The organism is Kineococcus sp. AC630 (assembly GCF_979255925.1).
Map to the genome: position 1 here is coordinate 214420 of NZ_CEEDMJ010000003.1, position 17524 is coordinate 231943.

General features: G+C 72.1%; 22 protein-coding genes. 9 read left to right on the top strand and 13 right to left on the bottom strand.

The genetic code is table 11. From position 1 onward, the window contains the following. Positions 1-76: 76 nt before the first annotated feature. Both AC0I8G_RS04730 and AC0I8G_RS04735 read right to left on the bottom strand, forming a co-directional pair. Positions 77-1144 (bottom strand): undecaprenyl-diphosphate phosphatase, encoded by a 1068-nt coding sequence (locus AC0I8G_RS04730; protein ID WP_471728890.1) that lies wholly within the window; start codon positions 1142-1144, stop codon positions 77-79. A gap of 139 nt (positions 1145-1283) precedes the next feature. Continuing rightward, the gene (locus tag AC0I8G_RS04735; protein WP_471728891.1) at positions 1284-1451 is read right to left on the bottom strand and encodes a hypothetical protein; all 168 of its coding nucleotides are present in this window, start codon (positions 1449-1451) and stop codon (positions 1284-1286) included. 207 nt (positions 1452-1658) lie between these two features. Here AC0I8G_RS04735 and AC0I8G_RS04740 point away from each other — a divergent pair, with 207 nt between their 5' ends. Further along, positions 1659-1880: a helix-turn-helix domain-containing protein gene (locus AC0I8G_RS04740; protein WP_471728892.1), complete on the top strand. Its 222-nt coding sequence runs from the start codon at positions 1659-1661 to the stop codon at positions 1878-1880. Positions 1881-1896: 16 nt separating this feature from the next. Then, positions 1897-2457, top strand: coding sequence for a Clp protease N-terminal domain-containing protein (locus AC0I8G_RS04745; RefSeq protein ID WP_471728893.1), 561 nt, complete (start codon positions 1897-1899; stop codon positions 2455-2457). A 34-nt stretch (positions 2458-2491) separates the two neighbouring features. On the opposite strand, the gene AC0I8G_RS04750 is transcribed toward AC0I8G_RS04745, so the two are convergent. Then, a complete protein-coding gene (locus AC0I8G_RS04750) occupies positions 2492-3337 on the bottom strand; it encodes a helix-turn-helix transcriptional regulator (protein ID WP_471728894.1) in 846 nt (281 codons plus the stop codon). A gap of 100 nt (positions 3338-3437) precedes the next feature. On the opposite strand from AC0I8G_RS04750, the gene AC0I8G_RS04755 reads away from it, so the two are divergent. From AC0I8G_RS04755 to AC0I8G_RS04765, 3 genes are all read left to right on the top strand, one after another. Then, positions 3438-4205 carry an SDR family NAD(P)-dependent oxidoreductase gene (locus tag AC0I8G_RS04755; RefSeq protein ID WP_471728895.1) on the top strand — a complete coding sequence of 256 codons (768 nt, stop codon included), beginning with the start codon at positions 3438-3440 and terminating at the stop codon, positions 4203-4205. Between the two features lie 47 nt (positions 4206-4252). Further along, positions 4253-4804 (top strand): TetR/AcrR family transcriptional regulator, encoded by a 552-nt coding sequence (locus AC0I8G_RS04760; RefSeq protein WP_471728896.1) that lies wholly within the window; start codon positions 4253-4255, stop codon positions 4802-4804. Between the two features lie 71 nt (positions 4805-4875). Next, positions 4876-5916 carry a medium chain dehydrogenase/reductase family protein gene (locus tag AC0I8G_RS04765; protein WP_471728897.1) on the top strand — a complete coding sequence of 347 codons (1041 nt, stop codon included), beginning with the start codon at positions 4876-4878 and terminating at the stop codon, positions 5914-5916. 19 nt (positions 5917-5935) lie between these two features. On the opposite strand, the gene AC0I8G_RS04770 is transcribed toward AC0I8G_RS04765, so the two are convergent. From AC0I8G_RS04770 to AC0I8G_RS04800, 7 genes are all read right to left on the bottom strand, one after another. Continuing rightward, positions 5936-6949: an N-acetylglucosamine kinase gene (locus AC0I8G_RS04770; RefSeq protein ID WP_471728898.1), complete on the bottom strand. Its 1014-nt coding sequence runs from the start codon at positions 6947-6949 to the stop codon at positions 5936-5938. After that, positions 6946-8217, bottom strand: a complete 1272-nt coding sequence (locus AC0I8G_RS04775) for a 6-phospho-beta-glucosidase (RefSeq protein WP_471728899.1) — start codon at positions 8215-8217, stop codon at positions 6946-6948. The genes AC0I8G_RS04770 and AC0I8G_RS04775 overlap by 4 nt, the downstream gene beginning before the upstream one ends. Beyond that, a complete protein-coding gene (locus AC0I8G_RS04780; RefSeq protein WP_471728900.1) occupies positions 8214-9119 on the bottom strand; it encodes a carbohydrate ABC transporter permease in 906 nt (301 codons plus the stop codon). The genes AC0I8G_RS04775 and AC0I8G_RS04780 overlap by 4 nt, the downstream gene beginning before the upstream one ends. Continuing rightward, positions 9116-10072, bottom strand: coding sequence for a carbohydrate ABC transporter permease (locus AC0I8G_RS04785; RefSeq protein ID WP_471728901.1), 957 nt, complete (start codon positions 10070-10072; stop codon positions 9116-9118). The genes AC0I8G_RS04780 and AC0I8G_RS04785 overlap by 4 nt, the downstream gene beginning before the upstream one ends. Continuing rightward, on the bottom strand, positions 10065-11408 hold the full coding sequence (locus AC0I8G_RS04790) for an extracellular solute-binding protein (RefSeq protein WP_471728902.1): 1344 nt from the start codon (positions 11406-11408) through the stop codon (positions 10065-10067). The genes AC0I8G_RS04785 and AC0I8G_RS04790 overlap by 8 nt, the downstream gene beginning before the upstream one ends. A gap of 131 nt (positions 11409-11539) precedes the next feature. Continuing rightward, positions 11540-12742: an ROK family transcriptional regulator gene (locus tag AC0I8G_RS04795; RefSeq protein WP_471728903.1), complete on the bottom strand. Its 1203-nt coding sequence runs from the start codon at positions 12740-12742 to the stop codon at positions 11540-11542. Between the two features lie 90 nt (positions 12743-12832). Continuing rightward, positions 12833-13660 carry an alpha/beta hydrolase gene (locus tag AC0I8G_RS04800; protein WP_471728904.1) on the bottom strand — a complete coding sequence of 276 codons (828 nt, stop codon included), beginning with the start codon at positions 13658-13660 and terminating at the stop codon, positions 12833-12835. A gap of 88 nt (positions 13661-13748) precedes the next feature. On the opposite strand from AC0I8G_RS04800, the gene AC0I8G_RS04805 reads away from it, so the two are divergent. Next, entirely contained in the window at positions 13749-14093 is a 345-nt protein-coding gene (locus AC0I8G_RS04805; RefSeq protein WP_471728905.1) for an ArsR/SmtB family transcription factor, read from the top strand. Continuing rightward, a complete protein-coding gene (locus tag AC0I8G_RS04810; RefSeq protein WP_471728906.1) occupies positions 14090-15034 on the top strand; it encodes a cation diffusion facilitator family transporter in 945 nt (314 codons plus the stop codon). The genes AC0I8G_RS04805 and AC0I8G_RS04810 overlap by 4 nt, the downstream gene beginning before the upstream one ends. Before the next feature lie 41 nt (positions 15035-15075). On the opposite strand, the gene AC0I8G_RS04815 is transcribed toward AC0I8G_RS04810, so the two are convergent. The 3 genes from AC0I8G_RS04815 to AC0I8G_RS04825 all read right to left on the bottom strand — a co-directional run bounded on the left by AC0I8G_RS04815 (position 15076) and on the right by AC0I8G_RS04825 (position 16721). Next, positions 15076-15216, bottom strand: a complete 141-nt coding sequence (locus tag AC0I8G_RS04815; protein WP_328293433.1) for a hypothetical protein — start codon at positions 15214-15216, stop codon at positions 15076-15078. 183 nt (positions 15217-15399) lie between these two features. Continuing rightward, positions 15400-15855: a hypothetical protein gene (locus AC0I8G_RS04820; protein WP_471728907.1), complete on the bottom strand. Its 456-nt coding sequence runs from the start codon at positions 15853-15855 to the stop codon at positions 15400-15402. Then, entirely contained in the window at positions 15852-16721 is an 870-nt protein-coding gene (locus tag AC0I8G_RS04825; protein WP_471728908.1) for an RNA polymerase sigma factor, read from the bottom strand. Before AC0I8G_RS04825 ends, AC0I8G_RS04820 begins: the two co-directional genes overlap by 4 nt. A 212-nt stretch (positions 16722-16933) precedes the next feature. Here AC0I8G_RS04825 and AC0I8G_RS04830 point away from each other — a divergent pair, with 212 nt between their 5' ends. Both AC0I8G_RS04830 and AC0I8G_RS04835 read left to right on the top strand, forming a co-directional pair. Continuing rightward, the gene (locus tag AC0I8G_RS04830; protein WP_471728909.1) at positions 16934-17158 is read left to right on the top strand and encodes a hypothetical protein; all 225 of its coding nucleotides are present in this window, start codon (positions 16934-16936) and stop codon (positions 17156-17158) included. Then, complete coding sequence (locus AC0I8G_RS04835; protein ID WP_471728910.1) at positions 17155-17502, top strand: STAS domain-containing protein; 348 nt, start codon at positions 17155-17157, stop codon at positions 17500-17502. Before AC0I8G_RS04830 ends, AC0I8G_RS04835 begins: the two co-directional genes overlap by 4 nt. The last annotated feature ends 22 nt before the right edge of the window (positions 17503-17524 follow it).

Here is a 17524-nt window from a genome sequence, read left to right on the forward strand (position 1 = left end):
GGGGAACCAGGACGACGACGGAATCCGCTCCGAGGATCCACATGACCGTGCCTCTTCGACGGTGGTCGTGCGTGTGTCACACCGCGGCGAGGGTTCCCGTGCCCAGCAGCGCGAGGAGCACGACGCCGAGGGTGACCCGGTATCCTGCGAAGACGCTGATGCGGTGGTGGGCGACGAAACGCAGCAACCACGCGATGGAGGCGTACGCCACGACGAGGCTCACCAGGGTCCCCACGGCGGTGGCACCCCACCCGACGGTGGCCGAGACGTCGGACCCTGCCGAGACCCCCTCGTAGAGACCGGCCGCGGTCAGCGCCGGGATCGACATGAAGAACGACAGCCGGGTCGCGGTCACCCGGTCCAGACCGCGGAACAGGCCGGCGCTGATGGTGGCTCCGGACCGCGAAACCCCCGGAACCAGGGCGAGGCACTGGAGCAGCCCGATGGCGACCGCGTCCTGGAGGTCGACCTGGGACTCACCGTGCTGCACGGCACGGCGGGCAGCGAAGCTCTCGGCCGCGATCATGACGAAGCTCCAGCCGATGAGCGCCACGGCCACGACCCACAAGCTGCGCAACGGGCCGGAGACGACGTCCTTGGCCAGGAAGCCCACCAGCCCCACCGGGACCGACCCCACGATGACGCACCACGCCAGCCGGTAGTCGGTCTCGCGTGCGGCGGGGTTCCGCAGTCCCCGGATCCAGGCCAGCAGCAGCCGGGCGATGTCGCGGCGGAAGTACCCGATGACCGCGATGATCGCGCCGAACTGGATGATCGCGGTGAACGCCGTGGTCCCGGCGTCATCGACCCGCAACCCGAGGAGCTTCTCGACGATGGTGAGGTGTCCGGTGCTGGACACGGGGAGGAACTCGGTGAGTCCCTCGACGATGCCGAGGACGACGGCCTGCCACAACTGCACGGTGCTTCCTGACTCTGGTTCGGTTGGTTCGGCGATCTCGTAGCGGCGGTTCAGCGGGAGCGCTGCAGCGCCCGAGGGCGCACGACGGCGTGGAGGGCGAGCAGGCCGACGCCGACCTCCCCCCCGCAGCGTCGACGGGTCCGCGAACAACCCGGTGATCCCGCTCAGCCCCGCAGTGCCGTTCGTGGTGGTGTCGAACCCCACGACGGCGGTGGAAGTGGACACGAGATCTCCGGGTGGTCGGCGCGTGGTCGGACCGGCAGCCTCGAGGTGGCCACCGGTCGTTGGGGACGACCATGGCAGTCGGGTCCTGAACGCCACCTGAGGTGCCACCACGAGAGATCACCGCACGACGGGTCCGACGTCACTGCACGACGAAACCGGTCGGGTAGGTGCTCATGACCTGCTCGACACTGCCGGTGGTGCAGGCCGTGACGCCTTTCTTCCGGGCGTCAGCGACGTTCCCGTCCCGTGGACCGGCGGACGTCAGCCGGACCCCGGCGAGCCCGCTGAACTCGTTCGGGAAGACCACGGCCGGCAGTTCGTCATCGACGCGCGCCAGGAACTGCGCAGTCCCATCGTCACCCTGCGCGCCGCCGACAGCGCTGGGTCCGCACCGCGCGAAGCGACCCGTCGCGCACCCGTGGCGAGGGCCGTAGGACGAGAGGTCTGACGGGAAACTGCAGACAATCCGTCAACAAAAGTTGACAATCCCACCATCGTCAACCACAGTTGACGCATGAGCGAACCGGACAGCACCGACCTGCTGGTCACCCGCGGGACGGATCCCGACCCGGCGGTGGGCCTGCGCGCCGTCGCCGCCCTCCGACGCCTGCTCGAACGGCTCGAGGACCTCCAGGTCGCCCGGGCCCGTGATCTCGGGTGGTCGTGGGCGGACATCGCCCTGGCCCTCGGCGTCAGCAAGCAGGCCGTCCACAAGAAGCACTCCCGGAAACTCTGACCCGGAGGAGAAACCTGTGTTCGAACGGTTCACCCGACCGGCCCGCGAGGCCGTCGCGCACGCCCAGACCGTCGGGCGGGAGTTCCGCCACGCCGGCATCGGGTCCCAGCACCTCCTGCTGTCCCTGCTCGCCACCCCCTCGGTGGCGCAGCGGGTCCTCGTCGGCGCGGGCGCCGACGCCGCCACCCTCGCTCCCGTCGTCCGCGACTCCGCCGGGCCCGCCGCGGACGCGGCCGCGCTGCGGGAACTCGGGATCGACGTGGACGAGGTGCGACGCCGGGCGGAGGAGTCCTTCGGGCCCGGTGCGCTCGACGGGGAACCCCGCCGACGCAGGTTCTTCGGCGGAACGGGTCCCGGCCACCTGCCGTTCGACAGCACGGGCCGGGAAACCCTCACCGACGCGCTGCGGGTGGCGATCTCGCTGCGGCACGGCTACATCGGCACGGAGCACCTCCTGCTCGCGATCCTCGACCACCCGGAGGGGCCGGCCGTTCGCGCGCTCCGCGCGGCGGGGGTCGACCTGGACCGCGAGACCGCGACCGGTCTCGTCCTCGCGGAGATCCGCCGCTCGGCCTGAACGGACACGCCTCACGCTCCGGGCGGACCGCACTTCATCCTCGAGGCGGAACCGGGTCCAGTGCCCACGACGTCAGCAGGGGGAGGGCGAGGGCCGTCGCCGAACCCGGTTCGCAGGTGTAGACGATCAAGCGCTGCCCGGGGTCCAGCGGACCGACGAGCACTTCCACCCCGAACGTCAGGGTGCCCGCGGCGGGGTGCTGGATGCGCTTCGTCATCGAGGCGTAGTCCCGCACCCGGTGGTCCTCCCACCAGCGGTCGACGTCCGGGTCGGTGCGCAACCTGGCGATCTCGGCGTGCAGGCGGCGGTCGTGCGGGCGGCGGGCCGATTCCCGGCGCAGCGCCGCGACGGCGTACTGGGCGAACTCGACCCAGTTCAGGATGCGTTCGCGGGCCACGGGATCGGTCAGCAACCAGTCGGAGAACACCCGCCCCGGTTCCATCGGGTCCCCCAGCATCTCGCGGAGCAACGCGTTGCGGGCCAGGACCTGCGAGCGGTCGCCCAGCAGCAGCACGGGAACGTGGTCGAGGGTCGTCATCACCCGCAACAACCCCGGGTCGGCGACCTGCGGCGGTTCCCGGACCGTGCCGGGTCGTCCTGCGGGGGCGGCCAGGTCGTGCAGGTGCTGCCGTTCCACGTCGTCGAGGCGGAGCGCGCGGGCGAGTTCGTCGAGGATCCCCACCGAGACGTTCGCCTGGCGACCCTGTTCCAGCCGGCTGTAGTAGTCGGGGCTGAGTCCGGCGAGGACCGCGAGTTCCTCCTTGCGCAGACCGGGAACCCGCCGCGGGCCGGGGAACGGGGTCATCCCGGCCTGGGCGGGGGTGAGCCGGTCACGGCGCGAACGCAGGAAGGCCCCCAGGGCGGAACGGTCGGCAGGCACGGCTCCACGGTACGACCCGCCACCAGGATCGACCTGGTCCTGCCGTGACCAGGTTGGACAGGCTCTGGTCCGGTTCCGCGAACCCGGCTCAACTGTGGTCATGACGACGAACGAGACCCTGAACCGAACCGCCCTGGTCACCGGATCCACCAGCGGGATCGGCGAGGCCATCGCCCGCACCCTCGCCGCCGCCGGCACCCACGTCCTGGTGAGCGGGCGGGACGCGACCCGCGGCGAACGCCTGGTCGAGGAACTGCGCGCCGCCGGCGCGAAGGCCGACTTCCTCGCCGCCGACCTCTCCCGCCCCGCCACCGAACTCCGTGCCCTCGTCGAGACCGCGACGCAGCTGCTCGGGGGTCGCATCGACGTGCTGGTGAACAACGCCGGCATCTACCCCGTCGGCCCGACCGCGAGCGCCTCCGACGAGGACCTCGACGCGATGCTCGCGGTGAACGTCCGCGCCCCGCACGTCCTCGTGGGGCAGATCGCTCCGGCGATGGTCGCCCACGGTGGCGGTGCGATCGTCAACATCGGGTCGTGGATGTCGCGGACGGGGGTGCCGTTCGGGGCCATGTACACGGCGACGAAGGCCGCGGTGGAGCAGATGACCCGGACCTGGGCCGCCGAGTTCGGCCCCAGCGGGGTGCGGGTGAACACCGTCGCCCCGGGCATCACCCTGACGCCCGGCAACGACTACGCCCGTGAGGTGGTGCTGGCCCAGGCGGCGGCGACTCCGGCCGGGGCACCTGCTGCGCCGCAGGACGTCGCGGACGCCGTGGCTTTCCTCGTCTCGGACGCGGCCCGGATGGTGCAGGGGATCACGCTGGACGTGGACGGCGGACTGACGGCGACCCGCCTGAGCTGGTGACGTGACGGGGGTTGACGTCGAGCTGTTGTGACTGTTCAATCACATACATGACAGCGACGAGGTCGACGGCGCAGGCCCAGCGCGCACTGGCCGTCGCCAGCGCGGTCCGGGTCTTCGCGCGCAGCGGCTACCACGCGACCCCGGTGGCGGCCGTCGCGACGGAGGCGGGGATCTCCCCCGCCTACGTGTTCCGGCTCTTCGACGGCAAGCTCGGCCTCTTCACGGCGGCCCTCGACCACTGCTACTCGCTGGTCGCACGGGCCCTGCACGAAGGGGCCGAACAGGCTGCCGACCCCTCCCCCGCGGGGGTCCTCGACGCGATGGGCGGCGCCTACGCGCAACTGATCGCCGACCGCGACCTGCTGATGCTGCAGGTCCACGCGCAGAGTTCCTGCGACGTCCCCGAGATCCGCGACGCGGTGCGCCGCGGTCTCGCCCTGGTGACGCAGACGGCCACCGACCTCTCCGGCGCGGACCCCGACGCCGTCCAGCGCTTCCTGGCCTACGGCCAGCTGTGCCACCTCGTCGTGACGGCCGACCTCCACGACCTGCCGCACGCGTGGGCGAGCACCCTCACCCACGGCATCCGCCACCCCTGAGAGCGCTGCACCGCAGTGCTCTTCGGCGTGCTCCACGAAGTGACTGACCAATCACACACAAGGAGACCACCATGACCACCACCCGAGTCGTCCTCCCCGGCGTCGTCGAACCCGAGGGCCTGCGCCTCGAGCAGGTCGACCTCCCCGCGCCCACCACCGGCCAGGTGCTGGTGGCCGTCGAAGCCAGCGGCATCTCCTACGCCGAGCAGCAGATGCGCCGGGGCCGCTACTACGACCAGCCCGCGTTCCCCTTCACCCCCGGCTACGACCTCGTGGGGACCGTCGCCGACCTCGGACCCGGTACCCCCGCCGGACTCCTCGGACAGCGCGTGGCGGCCATGACGAAGACCGGCGGCTGGGCCACCCACGCCCTCGTCGCGGCCGGGGACCTGGTGCCGGTGCCGGCCGGCGTGGACCCCGCCGACGCCTCGACCCTGGTCGTGAACGGGATCACCGCGTGGTCGATGCTGCACCGGTCCGCGAAGGTCCGGGCCGGTCAGACGGTCCTCGTGCACGGTGCGAACGGCGGCGTCGGGACGGTGCTCGCCCAACTCGCCCGCGACGCGGGTGCCCGGGTGATCGGCACCGCCTCACCACGCCACCACGACGCGCTGCGCGACCTCGGGGTCGAACCCGTGGACTACCGCGGCGACGTCGAGGCGCAGGTCCGGGCCCTCGCCCCCGACGGGGTCGACGCCGTCTTCGACCACGTCGGCGGGGCCGGCCTGTCCGCCTCCCACCGGTTGCTGCGACGTGGCGGCGCCCTCGTCTCCTACGGGAGCGCCGCCACCCGCGACGACAGCGGGAACCCGACCTGGCCCGTCCTGAGGCTCGTGGCCCGACTCGCCTGGTGGAACGTCCGGCCCGACGGCCGACGCGCGACGTTCTTCAACGTCTGGGCCGGCCGCCGGAACCCCGCACGGTTCCAGGCGAGGATCCGCGAGGACCTCGGCAGCGTCTTCGCACTCCTCGCCCAGGGTCGGTTGAGCACCCACGTCGCCGCGACGTTCCCGCTGGGCGAGGTCGCCGAGGCGATGCGCCTGGCCGAGTCGCGGACGGTCGTCGGCAAGGTCGTCCTGCTCCCGCGAGGAGGGGGATCCGCCGGCCGGTAGGTCCCGGAGGACCAACCGCTCAGACCGGTTGCGCCGCCGCGACCGCCCCGGAACGCAACCGCCGCTCGGCCCGGGCCCGGGCCTCGCTCCCCAACCCCAGTCCGTCGAGGGCCAGCAACGCCGCCCCGAGCACCGGCGGTGCGTCCGGGACGACGAACCGGGCGCCGGGCGCGACCGCGAGAACCCCCTCCCGGACGGCGTCGAGCAGCACGCGGTGACCCCCCGCCAGGACTCCGCCGCCGAGCACGACGTCGACCGGAGCGGCATCCAACCCCAACCGCTGCAACGCGACCCGGGCCATCGCGACGACCTCCTCGGCCTGCCGCCGTGCGATGGCACGGGCCACCGCGTCCCCCGCCGCGGCGACGTCGAACAGCACCGGGACCAGCGCGTGCAGGTCCGGGGCGGGAATCCTGCCCAGGTGCACGGCGAGGGCGACGGCCAGGGCGGTCGGCAGGCCGAAGAGGTCCGCCACGGCCGGGCGCAGGGCGGTCTCGGGACCCCGGCCGTCCTCGGCCCGGGTCGCGGCGTACATGACCTCGTTGACGAGGGCGCCACCCCCGCCCCAGTCCCCCGTCGTCGGGCCGAGGGCGAGGAACCTCGCGGTGGAACCGTCCGGAGCCAGCCCGACGCAGTTGATCCCCGCCCCGCACACGACCGCGACCCCCTGCGGGGCGCTCGATCCGGCCACGACCCCGGACCGCAGCAACGCGAACGTGTCGTTGCCCACGACGACGCGCCGGGCGTAGCCGCGGGCCGTCAGGTCGGCTGCGTAGCGCTCCTCCTCGGCCGGGAGGTCGGCGTTGGCGAGGTAGGCCGCCAGCAGTTCCACCGGCGGGTCACCCGCGCGCCGCAACGCGAGCTCGATCCCGTCGGTGAGTTCGGTGAACGCCGTGGCCAGCCCGACCGCGCTGGGCCGGAACCCGCCCGTCCGGGCGCTCGCGAGGACCGTCCCCTCCGCGTCGACGACCACCGTGTCCGTCTTGGAGTTCCCGGCGTCGAGCGCCACCACCACCGGGTCGTCACCGTTCACGCCCACGCCAGGAACCGGGCGTTCTCGGCGAGCAACCGGTCGGCGAGCCAGGTGGCCTGGTCCCACTGCCCGATCAGCGGGTGCGCCAGCAACGCCTCGACGACCCGGTCCCGTCCCCCGTGCAGCGCGGCCTCCAGCGCGAGCTGCTCGTAGGCCGCGACGTGCGCGACCAGCCCCGCCTTGGCCGGGTCCAGCGGCTCGGGGACGACGGGGGTCGCACCGTGTGCTCCCACCACGGCGGGGATCTCGACGACCATGTCGTCGGGGAGGAACCCGTAGGTGCCGCGGTTGAACGTGTTGACGACCTGGACGTCACGGCGGTCGTTCACCAGGGAGGCGACCAGGGCGATCGCGGCCTCGGAGTAGAACGCGCCCCCGCGGTGCTGCAGCAGTTCGGGTTTCTCGTGCAGGGCGGGGTCGGCGTACATCTCCAGCAGTTCCGCCTCCATCCCCGCGACCTGCTCGGCGCGGGAGGGGACCCCGGTCTGCTCGCGGACGACGGTGTCGTGCTCGTAGAAGTAGCGCAGGTAGTACGACGGCAGCGCCCGCACGGCCCGGACGAGTTCCAGCGGGTGGTGCAGGTGCTTGGCGATGGTCTCCCCGTCTTCGGCGAGCAGGCGCGGCAGCACGTCCTCCCCCGGGCCACCGTCCTCGTCGAGGACCCGGACGGCACGTTCCCAGGTGAGGTGGTTCAACCCCACGTGGTCCAGCGAGATCCGTTCCGGGGCGACGTCGAGGCGAGCGGCGAAGAACCGCTGCAACCCCACGGCGACGTTGCACAACCCGAGCGCCTTGTGGCCCTGCGTCAGCAGCGCCCGCGTGACGATCCCGACCGGGTTGGTGAAGTCGACGATCCAGGCGTCAGGGTTCACCCGCCGGACCTGCTCGGCGATGTCGAGGACGACGGGCACCGTCCGCAGCGCCTTCGCGAGGCCCCCGGCCCCGGTGGTCTCCTGGCCCAGGCAGCCGCACTCCAGCGGCCAGCTCTCGTCCCGGGCCCGCGCGGCCTGCCCGCCGACCCGCAGTTGCAGCAGGACGGCCACGGCCCCGTCGGCCGCCTCGGCGACGTCGGCGCTCGCCCGCACCCGGACGGGCGCACCCTGCGCGTCGAGGATGCGCTGGGACACCCCCGCCAGCAGGTCGCGGCGCCCGACGTCGGGGTCGACGAGCACGATCTCCGAGATCGGCAGCTCGTGCTGCAGGCGGGCGACCCCGTCGACGAGTTCCGGTGTGTAGGTGGAGCCTCCACCCACGACGACGATCTTCATCCTTTGACTCCTGTCAGGGTGACGCCTTCGACGAAGGCGCGCTGGGCGAGGAAGAACACGACGACCACCGGCAGCACGACGAGGGCGGTGGCCGCCATCGTCACGTTCCAGTCGGTGGAGTGCGCACCCTTGAACGTCTGCAGCCCGTAGGACAACGTCCAGGCGCGCGGGTCGTCGCTGGCGTAGATCTGCGGACCGAAGTAGTCGTTCCAGAGGGCGAAGAACTGGAACAGCGAGGTCGCCACGACGGCCGGTTTGCACATCGGCAGCACGACGTGCCACAACGTCCGCAGTTCCCCGCAGCCGTCGACCTTGGCAGCGTCCACGACCTCGTCCGGCAACGTCAGCATGAACTGGCGCAGCAGGAAGATCGAGAAGGCGTCCCCGAAGGCGAGCGGGATGATGAGCGGCCACAACGACCCGGTCAGCCCGAAGTACTGCGACCACACGACGTACATCGGGACGACGACGACCTGCGGCGGCAGCATCATGGCCGCCACCACGACGACCATCAGGGCGTTGGAACCGCGGAAGCGGAACTTGGCCAGCGCGTAGGCGGGGAACACGCTGGAGGTGATCGCGAGCAGCGTGCCCACCCCGGCGTAGACCAGGGAGTTGCGCCACCAGAGCAGGAAGTTCGGGGTGTCCCAGACCCGGCGGTAGTTCGACCACTGCCAGGTGTCCGGCCACAACGACCCCGACAACGCCTGCCGGTCGGACATCACCGAGGTGAGCAGCAGGAACGCGATGGGGGCCAGGAACAGGACGGCCAGGCCGACCGCGACGGCGTGCGTCGCGATCCACAGCAGGACCTGGGTCCGGGTGCGGCCCAGCCGGCGCCACCCGCGGTCGGTCGCGACGACCTCGACGGGCCCTGGCTTCGTGAGGACTCCGGTGCTCATCCGACCCTCCCGGTCTTGAGGAACCCGCCGCCGGCCTTCAGCAGCAGGACGGTGCACGCCATGGCCAGGACGAACATCACCACCGCGATGACGCTCGCCGAGCCGGTGTCGAAGTTCTGGAAGCCGAGGTTGTAGACCAGTTGCGGCAGCGTCAGCGTCGAACCGTTCGGGTAGCCGGGTTCGACCCGGCTGCCCGCGGAGCTCAGCTGACCGCTCGCGGCCTGCCCGGCGACCAGGGCCTGCGTGTAGTACTGCATGGTGGCGATGACGCCCGTCACCGTCGTGAAGAGCAGGATGGGCCGGATCGTCGGCAACGTGATGAAGCAGAACCGGCCGAACGCCCCGGCGCCGTCGAGCTCGGCCGCCTCGTACAACTCGCGCGGCACGTCCAGCAGGGAGGCCGTGAAGATGACCATGAGGTCCCCGATGCCCCACAGGGACAGCAGCACCAACGCCGGTTTCGACCAGTTCGGGTCGGTGAACCAGGCCGGGGCCGGGACGCCCACCGCCTCCAGCAGGCCGTTCACCGGCCCGCTGCCGGGGTTCAGCAGGAACACGAACACCAGCGTCGAGGCCACCGGGGGTGCCAGGTAGGGCAGGTAGAAGACGGTCCGGAAGATCCCCACCCCGGCGCGCACGCGGACGATGAGCATCCCCACCGCGAGCCCGAAGACGAGGCGGAGGCTCACCATCACCACGACCAGCCAGGCCGTGTTCCGCAGCGCCGTCCAGAACCTCGGGTACTCGTCGAAGACGTAGTGCCAGTTCTGCGTCCCCACCCAGGTGGGCGGGTTGATCTGGTCGTACTTCTCGAAGGAGTACACGATCGTCGAGACCAGCGGGTAGCCGAAGAACAGGACGACGCCGAGGACGAACGGGGAGATGAAGGCCAGCACGACCCACCGCGAGCGGGAGACCCCCCGACGCCGGCCGGCGGCGAGTGCGCTACTCACCGGCCTGGGCCATCGCCGCGTCGATGCGCTGGTCGACCTCGCGCAAACCGGCCTGGAGGTCGGTCACCTCACCCGACTCCCAGCGGTAGGCGAAGTCCTCGAAGATCTGCAGGTACTGGTCGCCGTCCTTGGTCACCACCGGCGAGGTCGTCAGCGGGTTCGCCGCGATGTCGAGGAAGGTCTGGAACTTGTCGTCCTTGACGAGGTCCGGCGACTGCAGCGAGGCGTAGGTGGAGGGGACGTTGTGGATGGCGTTGGCGAAACCGACCAGGGCGTCGGTGTCCGTCGTCAGGAACTTCACGAGTTCCCAGGCGGCCTGCTGGTGCTTGCTCCGGGCGGGGATGCCGACGACCGTGCCCGAGGTCCACCCCCGGCCGTACTCGTCGAGCCGGTCGTCGGGGACGGGCATCGGGGCGGTGGCCCACCCGAACGGCACCTGGTCGGTCGCGAGGTTCTGGGTCCGCCACTCACCGTCGATCTGCATGGCGACCTCCTGCGCTTCGAAGGCGTTCTCGGGCGAGAACTCCTCACCGAAGGTCGTCCGGTACCTCTCCAGGTTCGCGTACCCGCCGAGGGAGTCCTCCAGGCCCTTCCAGTAGGTCAGGAAGTTCGTGACCGCGGGGTCCTTCGACATGACGGCCTTGCCGTCGGTGTCGAAGTAGGTGGCGCCCCACTGGACCATCGAGTGTCCGGTGCCGTTCTCGTACCCGTGCAGGTTCGGCATGATGCCGAGCTGGGAGTAGCTGTCCCCCGAACCCTTCGTGAGCTTCACCGCGTCCTGCTGGAGTTCCGTCCAGGTCTTCGGCGGTCCCTGGATCCCGGCCGCCGCGAACATGTCGGTGTTGTAGAACAGTCCGTAGTTGTCGCTCAGCAGCGGGACGGTGCACTGGACCCCGTCGTAGGAGCTGTACTGCGTCATGGACTTGACGTAGGTGGTGTCCTTCTCGATCCCGTCCTTCGCCATGAGCGGGTTCAGGTCGACGAGGGCGCCGCCGCAGAACGCTCCCACGTTGAGGGTGTTGAAGGAGGAGACGACGTCGGGGGCGTCGGCCCCGCGGATGCCCTGCAGGATCTTGTCGTCGGTGACCGCACCGACGGTCTTGACCTCGATGTCGGGGTGCAGCTCCTCGAACTTCGCGATGTTGGCGTCGATCGCGGCGGTCTCGGTGTCCTGGCTCCAGCCGTGCCAGAAGGTGATGGTCTGCTGGTCGTCGGCGCTGGTGCCGTCGCCGCCGTTCGAGGACGGTGCGCACGCCCCGAGGGCGGCGAGGGAGAACACGGCGAGCGCCGCTCCGAGGCGGTTGAGCGCGGGGCGGCGAGCGGGGAGTTTCGACACGTCCGGTCCTTTCTGCGCACCCGTTCCCGGGTACGACGAAGTGGCGGGAGCTCTGGGGAACCCTCACGGGGTCGGGATCGAGGTACGACGACGCGCCACCCCGCGGGACGGGGTGGTCGTGCGGTGGTTCGTCAGGAACCGGCGGTGCGTTCGCCGGAACGCGCGTCGGGCGCGCCGGCGGAGTCGAACACGTTGTCGCGCAGTCGGGTCACGGCGACGTGCGTCGCTCCCGTGAGCACCGGGTCGTGCAGGATCGTGCCGAGTCGCACGGGGACGGGACGCATCGCCAGGGCGGCGACCTCCCGTTCCACGAGCGCGCGCAGGACCTCGTCACCGGCCTCGGCGACCGGCCCGGAGAAGACGACGACCTCCGGGTCGAGCACCGCGACGACGGCGGCGATCCCGGTGGCGTAGCGGGTCGCGAGCTCGGTGAGGAACTCCCCGCCGGGAGGCGCCGCCGCGACGACCTGTTCCGGACTCCCGCCCGGGACCCCATGGTGGCGGGCGAGTTCGAGGAGTCCCGGTTCACCGACGGACTGCTCGAACCCTCCGGTGTCCTGGTTCACCTCGCGGACGAGCGGCGCACCCGGGACGGGGAGGTACCCGAGTTCCCCGGCACTGCCGGTGGCCCCGCGGTGCAACCGACCTCTGACGACCACGGCCGCGCCGATGCCGCTGGCGGACCAGAGCAGGACGGAGGTTCCCGTGCCCACGGAGGCGCCCTGGTGCAGTTCGGCCAGGGCCAGCAGGTTGACGTCGTTCTCGAACTCGACCCGGCCCTCGAGGAGTTCCCCGAGTTCCGCGAAGACCCCGTCGCGGTGCCAGCCGGGCAGGTGCCGGGCGTGGCGCAGCGTGCGGGTGGCGTTGTCGTAGGCGCCGGGCAGGGCCACGACGGTGTGCGTGATGTCGGTGGCTCCGACACCCGCGGCGGCCAGCGCCCGTTCCCGGGCCCGGCGGAAGAGGTCCACCGCGTCGTCCCCCGTGCGGGGGAGGTCGGCGTCGCCGACGTGGTTCCCGAGGAGGTCGACGACGACGGCCCGGGTGGATCCCGGGGTGACGTCGACCGCGAGCGCGAAACCGGCGGTGGGGTTCAGTTCGTAGAGCTGGGCGACCCGCCCCGGTCCGCCGGTGGCGGTCCCCTCGACGGGCAGGACCAGACCGGCGGCCTCGAGCCTCGTGAGCATCTGGGAGGCGGTCGGTTTGGACAACCCGGTGAGGGCTCCGAGTTCGGTGCGGGACAACCGGCCGTGTTCCAGGAGCAGACGCAGGGCCGCACGGTCGTTGATCGCCCGCAGCAGGCGTGGAGTTCCCGGGAGGTCGTCGTGCGTCGCCATGCCGAGGACCTCCCACCCACGTCGGAGCTTGACCGTGCGAGGACGCTAGCAGGGGTTAGGAAAGTTTCCTACCCTTTCCGTGGATGTTCTTCAGCCCGCCAGCTCCGGGGCGTTGCGGAGCCAGGTCGCCACCCGCCGGAGGCTGGCGTCGAACTGCGGTCCCGGCCGGTTCAGGTGCCCGTGCTCCGTCCCCGGTTCGCACACCGACAGCACCGACGTCCCCTGCGCGGCGAGCCGCCGGACGAACTCGTCGGCCGAACCCCGCAGGCCGTCGACCTCGCTGGTGAGGACGAAGGCGGGCGGGAAACCCGTGAGGTCGGCGGTGCCGGGGAGGGCGGCGGCGGGCGCCGTCGCCGGATCCCCACCGACGAAACCGCGGTACATCGCCTCGACGGTCGGCGCCGGCCAACGCTCGTCCTCCGGGAGTCGCTGCACCGCGGCGTCCGCAGCCGGGGAGGCGAGCGGCGGGACCGCGTGCAGGGTGGGGTAGGCCAGGAAGACGGCCGCCGGGACGGGTTCTCCGGCCGCGAGCAGGCGCAGCACCGCGCCGGCGACGAGGTTCCCGCCCGCGCTCGCCCCGCCCAGCTGGACGCGGTCGCGGGCGACCCCCGCCCCGAGGGCGTGCTCCAGGCCCCACCGCCAGGCGGTGAGGACGTCGTCGGAGGGGACGGGGTAGAACGTGCCCGGGCCCGCGAGCCGGTAGCCGGCGGCGACGACGAGCACCCCGGCGCCGGCGAGGGCACGGGCCACGGCGTCGGACTCCGGCATGTCGAGGTCCCCCGCGGCGAACCCGCCGCCGTGGACCCAGACGAGCGCCGCGTCGGGGGTGCCGGCCGGTCGGTAGACGCGCAGGTCGACGTCGCCGTGCGGCCCGGGAACCGCCTGCGGGTGTCCGAGCACGGTGTCCTCGATCGTCACGTGGGTTCCTCCGGGGTGCGCAGCGGTGAGCGGTGGTGGGCGCTGCGCAAGCTACCCGTCCCGCCGGGCCCCGTCAGTTCATCCGACGATGTACTGTCAGAGGGTGATCGCGACGCACGCGCAGGTCCTGGCCCGCTTCGGCCACGCCCTCTCCGACCCCACCCGGTCCCGGCTGCTGCTCGCGCTGCGCGAGGCGCCCGGGTACCCGGCCGAACTCGCGGAACTCCTCGGGGTCTCGCGCCAGTCGCTGTCCAACCACCTCGCCTGCCTGCGCGGGTGCGGCCTCGTCGTGTCCGTGCCGGAGGGACGACGCGTGCGGTACGAGATCGCCGACGCCCGGATGACGCACGCGCTGGGCGACCTGCTCGGCGTGGTCCTCGCGGTCAACGACGAGGTCTGCCCCGAACACGCCCACGAGGAGGTCGCGTCGTGAGCCACGGCCACGGCCACGGGGGCCACGGGGGCCACGGAGGTCACGGGGCGGCCGAGCAGAACCGTCGGAGGCTGGCGGCCGCGCTCGCCGTCACGGCCACCGTCCTCGTCGCGGAGGCGATCGGGGCGTTCGTCTCGGGCAGCCTCGCCCTGCTGGCCGACGCGGGACACATGCTCACCGACGTCGCGGGCCTGGTCATCGCCCTCATCGCCGCGACGCTCGCGGCGCGTCCCGCGTCCGCCCAGCGCACCTGGGGTTACCGGCGCGCGGAGGTCCTCGCCGCGACGTTGCAGGCCGCCGCGCTGCTGGCGATCGGCGTCTTCGTCCTCGTCGAAGGGGTCCGACGCCTGCTGGAGCCACCGGAGGTGCACTCCGGCGCGATGCTGACGTTCGGGGTGATCGGCCTGCTGGGCAACGTGATCGCCCTGTGGCTGCTCCTGCGCGGTGGGGGTGAGCGCAACGTCAACGTGCGGGCCGCGATCCTGGAGGTCGTCAACGACGGTCTCGGCTCGGTGGCCGTCATCGTCGCCGCCGGGGTCATCGCCCTCACGGACTGGACCCGCGCCGACGCCCTGGTGTCGCTGCTCATCGGCGTCCTCATCGTCCCGCGCACGCTGGGTCTGCTGCGGGAGACGACGGCGGTGCTGCTGGAGTCCACCCCGCCGGGGCTGGACCTGGAGGACGTGCGCCGGCACCTGCTGGAACTCCCGCACGTGCACGCGGTCCACGACCTGCACGCCAGCCAGATCACCTCGGGCCTGCCGGTGCTGTCCGCGCACGTCGTCCTCGACGAGTCCTGCTTCCGCGACGGTCACGCACCCGAGATCCTCGACCGGCTGCAGGAGTGCGTGGCCGAGCACTTCCCCGTCGCCGTGGAGCACGCGACCTTCCAGCTCGAACCCGTCGGCCACAGCGGTCACGAGACCTCGACGCACGACTGACCGCCGCCGCGCAGCACCGGTGCTGCGCGGCGGCACCGGTCTCAGCGCTTGGTGCCCTTGACGCTGTCGCTGACCGCGTCGGAGGCGCTGCGCGACGCGCTCTTGGCCTTCTTGTCGACGCGCTTCTCCTTGAGGGACTTGCCGGTCTTCTTCGCACTGGTGTTGCGGGGCGACTTGTCCATGGTGCGTCTCCTGTCCACCCGGGGGCCGGGTGTTCGCCGCGGACGGCGGGGTACCGCGTGGCCGTCGACTCCAGCCGTGCGCCCTCCTGCTCGGACCGGGTGACGTACGGGGCTCAGCGCCTCGTGCGGTTCTCGCACAGTACGCGTCCCCGACACCGGCGCCCACCGTCCGGGAACCCGCGGTCAGAGCATCCGCGGGTCGCGGTGGACGTCCTCGACGTGGACGTGGGTGTGGATCCGGGCGACCTCCGGGGCGAGGACCCCGAGGACCTCCTGCAGTTCCACCAGGGCCCGGGCCCGCACCGCGTCGGCGAGGGTCACCAGGTGCGCTCCGTAGGCGGCGACGAGCCGGATCGTGACCGAGACGAGGACGTCCGACCCGTCCGTCTCGCAGGTGATGTCCGAGGCCGCGGCCTGCGGTTCCGCGTCGACGCTGCGGCGCAGCAGGGCGACGAGCGCGTCCGCGGCGACGAAGAAGTCACCGGCGCCGTGACGACCGCGGACCGGCGCGGAGGGCCGGAAGCTCCGCAGGGCGCGGTCGAGCAGGTCGTCGCGCAGCGCCACCCAGCCGTTCTCGGTGTGCTGGCGGATCAGCCGGGCGCCGAGGTCCTGGAAGTCCACCCGGGGTTCGCCGCTCACCGCCAGTCCTCCAACGTGCTCGCGAGGGTCGTCCGCGCGCGGGCGAGGAGGCCCCGGACGACGGTGGGGCCGACGTCCAGGACGATCGCGATCTCCGCGTAGCTCAAACCCTCGACCTCCTTGAGCAACCAGGCCGAACGTTGCCGCTCGGGGAGCAGGGTCAGCGCGACGTCGACGGCTTCGAGCAACCCGGACTCCACGCTGGTCCGGGCGGGATCGTCTCGCAGGTCCGCGATCCGGTCCAGCACCTCGGCGGGGTCGACGTAGGGCAGCGAGCCGGACTCCGGGACGCGCCGGCCGTGGGCGAAGACCTGTCGCCGGGCGATGGTGAACAGCCAGGTCCGGACGCTGGCTTGACCACGGAACCCGCGCAGGCCCTTCCAGGCCGCGATCAGCGTCTCCTGCAGGCAGTCCTCGACGGCACCGCGGTCGCGCAGCATCCTCGACACGTGGCGGTGCAGCCCCGGGCCGTGCCGGTCGACGAGGACGGCGAAGGCCGCCTTGTCACCGAGCCCGGCCCGGCGGGCCAGTGCCTCGTCGGGCACACCCTCCAGGTCCCACCCGGACGGGGCCTCGCCCCCGGGTCCACCACTCGTCACGTCCTGCGGTCCTTCCACCGGTCCCCCTCCTGCGGCAGCACGTCCTCCCCCGACCACGGCGCCCGGGGGTCGGCCGTGCGGAGGTGGGGCACCCGCCCCGATCACCACCGCCTCCGCGAGCAGGCCGGGGCCGGCGGGCCGGGCGCCGTGCTCCTTCGTGCCCTTGACCTCCTTGGTCCCCCACCGGGGTGAGGTCCCGCGGAGCGCACCGGCGTCGAGGACGACGAGAGGTTCCGCGGACTCTCCGGGTCGAGCTGTGGGAACCATCGCCATGCCTCTTCGTGCGCCGGGAACGACTGCGTCGAGGAATGGGACCACCTCCGGAGCCCACGAGCCAGTTGAACTCTTGACTACTAGAAGACCTGGGGAAGTGACGCACGTCACGGTCTCGACGGCGTGACGAACGAGGGGTTCGAGCACTCACAACGTCGACCGGGGTCGTGATCCGCCCCGGGTGCGGCTTCGAAAGGACGACGACGATGTGGGTTCTGCTCTCGCAGGGACTGCGCCGCTGGGTGATCGCCTCCGTGGCGGTACCCCTGGGGATCAGGACGATGGGTGCGATCGCCGGGAGGCTCGAACGCTCCGAAGGACCCACCGCGTTGTCCCGGGGCCTGCGGGGAGCGTCGGCGTTGGCCGGCCGCCGCAGCCGCACCTCCGCGAAGCGAGCTGCGGGCCGTCGGCGGGGGGTCGGCGGCCGGTGAGCTCACGCCCGGACACCACCAGCCCCGGCGACGCGGTGGGCACCCTCCTCGTCGACCCCGTCACGCGGTGCACGACGATCGCTCTGCGCGGCGAGGTGGACGCAGGCCTGGAGGGGGAACTCTCCGCCCTGTGCTCCCGCGTCGTCCTGGACGGGGCCGAGGCCGAGCACGTCGTCGTGGTCGACCTCGGGGCGGTCACGTTCATGGACTCCTCGGGCATCGCCTTCCTGGTGAGGCTCACCCAGCGCATCGCGCCCCGCCGCCTGCGCCTGCGGCACGCCCCGGACCAGGTGCGCTTCCTCCTGGACGTCACCGGGATCGGGTCGATCCTCGACGTGGACTGAACGCGCCGCGGGGTCCAGGACG

Excerpts from the sequence above, each read along its gene's own strand:
- AC0I8G_RS04740 (WP_471728892.1), top strand. The coding sequence starts at position 1,659 with ATGAGCGAACCGGACAGCACCGACCTGCTGGTCACCCGCGGGACGGAT.
- AC0I8G_RS04755 (WP_471728895.1), top strand. The coding sequence starts at position 3,438 with ATGACGACGAACGAGACCCTGAACCGAACCGCCCTGGTCACCGGATCC.
- AC0I8G_RS04760 (WP_471728896.1), top strand. The coding sequence starts at position 4,253 with ATGACAGCGACGAGGTCGACGGCGCAGGCCCAGCGCGCACTGGCCGTC.
- AC0I8G_RS04765 (WP_471728897.1), top strand. The coding sequence starts at position 4,876 with ATGACCACCACCCGAGTCGTCCTCCCCGGCGTCGTCGAACCCGAGGGC.
- AC0I8G_RS04775 (WP_471728899.1), bottom strand. The coding sequence starts at position 8,217 with ATGAAGATCGTCGTCGTGGGTGGAGGCTCCACCTACACACCGGAACTC.
- AC0I8G_RS04780 (WP_471728900.1), bottom strand. The coding sequence starts at position 9,119 with ATGAGCACCGGAGTCCTCACGAAGCCAGGGCCCGTCGAGGTCGTCGCG.
- AC0I8G_RS04795 (WP_471728903.1), bottom strand. The coding sequence starts at position 12,742 with ATGGCGACGCACGACGACCTCCCGGGAACTCCACGCCTGCTGCGGGCG.
- AC0I8G_RS04805 (WP_471728905.1), top strand. The coding sequence starts at position 13,749 with ATGTACTGTCAGAGGGTGATCGCGACGCACGCGCAGGTCCTGGCCCGC.
- AC0I8G_RS04815 (WP_328293433.1), bottom strand. The coding sequence starts at position 15,216 with ATGGACAAGTCGCCCCGCAACACCAGTGCGAAGAAGACCGGCAAGTCC.
- AC0I8G_RS04825 (WP_471728908.1), bottom strand. The coding sequence starts at position 16,721 with ATGGTTCCCACAGCTCGACCCGGAGAGTCCGCGGAACCTCTCGTCGTC.
- AC0I8G_RS04830 (WP_471728909.1), top strand. The coding sequence starts at position 16,934 with ATGTGGGTTCTGCTCTCGCAGGGACTGCGCCGCTGGGTGATCGCCTCC.